Here is a 3,399-nt window from a genome sequence, read left to right on the forward strand (position 1 = left end):
CCTCCGTCTCCTTCCAGACGGCATCGAGGATCTGAGAGCGGGTCCGGGCCTTGCCTTCATGCTGGAGCAAGTATTCCAAGATTTCCAACTCCTTGGCATTCATGGAGATGGCTTGCCCAGCTAGGCTGGCTGTATAGCTCTCAAAATCCACCCGTGCCTCTCCATAGGTGAAGACCCGGGAAGGCTGGAGCTTTTTAAAAATAGCTTCGATGCGGACCTTCAAGAGGGACAAGGAGAAGGGTTTTTCCAGATAGCCATCCGCCAACTCTCCAAAAGCCGTCAACTTATAGTCCTCGTCATGGAAGGCCGTCAGCATGAGGACAGGGACTGAGCTGGTCTTCCGGATGGTCTTGAGCACTTCCAAGCCATTGAGGATAGGGAGCTGGATATCCAGCAAGACCAGATCTGGCGCTTCTCTGTGAAAGAGGTCCAGGGCCTCCTGCCCATCGCCTGCTTCAAAGACCTCATAGCCACATTCCATGAGATAGTCGCTCATCCCTTCGCGAATCAGGACTTCATCTTCTACGATTAGTATCTTCATACACTTTCCTTTATCTAAGAACTTCTTCTACCTCCTATTATACCCTATTTCTATTTTAGGAAACAATCTCTTATTCGACATCCACCAAGAGTTCCTTTGGTTTCTTATGCAAGAGCCATTGTGAAGAAAGGATGGATACCAGGATCAAGAGCAACCCACCGACCAAGACAATCACCAACAATTGGCTCGGTTGGATATCCATATGGATATCAGTCAGGGTCTTACTGAAGCTTTCTGCCTCAGCTCCTCCACCAAGGTTGGCTGCAGAGGATTCTTGAGCCATTTGTTTAGCAATGCCACTGGTTACGTTCTTAAGCACCGTATCTCCGACTCCTTTGGCAAGAAGACCTGCGACTCCATAGGAGAGGAGGAAGGCTGGGATGGAAATCATGATTAATTCTGCCACGAATTGCCCCGCAATCTGCACCTTGGAGAGTCCTAGAGCCAGCAAGATACCAACTTCTCTGCGACGGGCATTGAGCCACAAGACGAGGAGAAGGGTGAGAAGCAAGCTAGCAAAGATGAGGCTACCGATAAACAAGTAGTTCGCCACTTGGAACATACTGCTGATCGATTTTTGCAAGGCTGGGTAGTTAGAAGAGCTCTTGACTAGGTCATAGTAATTCCATGGGATATCCAAGGCTTTGATTTTTTCGATTAATTTATCGAGGTCTTGATCCCCTTTGGCAAAGAAGGTCGCATCCTCATAAGTAGCTGTTTGAACAGTATTGCCATAGAGCTTGGCAGCTGTATCTAGGTCAGAAATGAGGGTATCTTCATACAATTCTTGGGCGTAAGTTAGAGGAGCTTGGTTCTTCCCTGAGAACAGACCTTTAATGGTTACTTCGACAGTTTCATTAGCCCCTTTTTCATTGTCAGCATCATAGAGATTGGACTTGAGGCGCACCTTATCGCCCACCTTGAGACCATTCTTTTTCGCCAAATCTTCGTGCATGAGGATTTGGTTTTTGTCCTTGTCTGTCAGGTGCTCTCCTTGGACCAGCTTGTAGGCTCCAGAGACAAACTTATCTTCTTTAGAAGAGTCATTGACCCCTGTCACCATCAAGGTATTCTTAAAGTGCTTGGCCCGCTCTGGAGATTGATTTTGCAGGGTTTCTTCAGTCTCAATAATCTCGTGGTCTAGGATATCTGCGATGGCATTGATCCGCTTGATGGAGGAGGTGATCCCCTCTACCTGGCTGATTTTTTCGATATCTTCTCCTCTGATATTCCCAGCTCCCCGAGGGGTTCCTGGATTGGTCCTGCGGTTGATCTGCATGGAGAAGCTATTGGTGATGGATCCCAGGCTTTCCGATGAAGCTTGTTGGGTCGCTCCTTTCATAGAGAGTCCGATCAAGCTCAAGGTCCCCATGAGGAGAATGATGGCAAAGAGCAAGAGAGACTTGGGCCATTTACGTGTGATATAAGCAAAAGCATTTCGCAACATAGCATTCCCTCCTTACTTGCTCTTCTCAACGAGGCTACGGCGACTCAATTCCAAGACCACATCGGAGGCCTCTGCCACTTCCTTACTGTGGGTGACGACGATGACACATTTTTGGCGTTCCTTGGCCAACTTCTTCAAAATGGCAATAATGTCACCGGCTGTCTGTTCATCTAAGTTTCCTGTCGGCTCATCTGCCAAGATGACAGGTGCTTCTGAAACGAGCGCACGCGCAATGGCCACCCGCTGTTGTTGTCCTCCAGATAATTGCAGGACATTGCGTTTGATTTGCGTTTCGTCCAATCCCAATTCCAAGAGAATCTCTTTCCCAGCCTGTTTGTTAACCAGACGGACATTTTCCAGTGGCGTCAAATAATCGATTAGATTGTAATTCTGGAAGACCAGGGAGACATGGTGCTTGCGGTGGTAGCTAGACCCTTTGGTCTGGATGTCCTCCCCATCAAAGAGAACCTGCCCCTTATTGGGATTGTCCAGACCAGCCAAGAGGGAGAGGAGGGTCGATTTCCCTGCTCCAGACTGACCGATAATGCTGTAAAATGTCCCATTTTCGAACTGATAGTTCACGTCTGAGAAGATCTCTTCTTGGTAGCTTTGGTAACTATAGGATACATGTTTGAGTTCTAACATAGGTGTCATTTCTCCTTAACTCATTTTTGTTAATATTTCTTTTGGACTCTTGCGCCAGATCATGCTGGTCGTTACACCGAGCGACAGAAGGATCAAGCACAAGAGGCTAGCATAGGCGATTCCTAAGGAAAGGCCTTGAGGGACTTGGTTGAGCAAGTCTAGGGTCTGCTGTTGACCCGTCTGTCCGACAAACTGCTCTAAGAAACGATGGCTGACCATCCGCCCGATGAGAAAGGCTGGGATCACCGCTAGTAAGGATACCAGCACCACCTCCAAAAGGAACTGTCTAAAGATCCGGCCCTTGCTCTTCCCAATAGATAAGAGCACCCCGATTTCATGGATCCGCTCCCGTGTCCAGAGACTGAGTAAGAGCGATAGGGCACCTGCTCCAGTCACTAGGAGGACGATCATCATGATCCGTACCAGGCCTTCTAAGGTCTGAGAGGATTCCTTCATCTGGTCAAAGGCCTTGCGATCTTCGACCACGCGCATAGATTGCCAATCCAGATCCAAGCTTTTGACTTGCTTCAAGAGAGCATCGATTTTCTCAGGATCTTTGACCCCAAAGGTGACCTGGGTCACTTCTTGCTGACTGAGACCTAGGAGCTTGGCTGCATCCACATAAGGGAGGTAGACTTGGTTTTCACTCAGATCAGAGGTCATTCCTGTAAATTTTTCCTGTTTCTTACCTGAAAAGATTCCAACGATTTCAAAGGTTTGCTCTTTGGCAGGAGTCTCTCCCATCTGAAAGCTGGATAAGGTCAAG

4 protein-coding genes are annotated in these 3,399 nt (G+C 48.1%); all 4 read right to left on the reverse strand.

Translation table 11 applies throughout. The features are described 5' to 3' along the window. A partial coding sequence (locus tag RCH62_RS03485; RefSeq protein WP_306474631.1) for a response regulator transcription factor occupies window positions 1-541 on the reverse strand: 541 nt, incomplete at its 3' end. A 70-nt stretch (window positions 542-611) separates the two neighbouring features. Next, on the reverse strand, window positions 612-1,988 hold the full coding sequence (locus RCH62_RS03490; RefSeq protein WP_048690534.1) for an ABC transporter permease: 1,377 nt from the start codon (window positions 1,986-1,988) through the stop codon (window positions 612-614). A gap of 12 nt (window positions 1,989-2,000) precedes the next feature. Then, a complete protein-coding gene (locus RCH62_RS03495) occupies window positions 2,001-2,642 on the reverse strand; it encodes an ABC transporter ATP-binding protein (protein WP_306474632.1) in 642 nt (213 codons plus the stop codon). A 6-nt stretch (window positions 2,643-2,648) separates the two neighbouring features. Further along, on the reverse strand, window positions 2,649-3,399 hold a 751-nt coding region (locus RCH62_RS03500), incomplete at its 5' end, for an ABC transporter permease (RefSeq protein ID WP_306474633.1).

Source organism: Streptococcus sp. (genome assembly GCF_030825805.1).
Taxonomy (GTDB): Bacteria; Bacillota; Bacilli; order Lactobacillales; family Streptococcaceae; genus Streptococcus.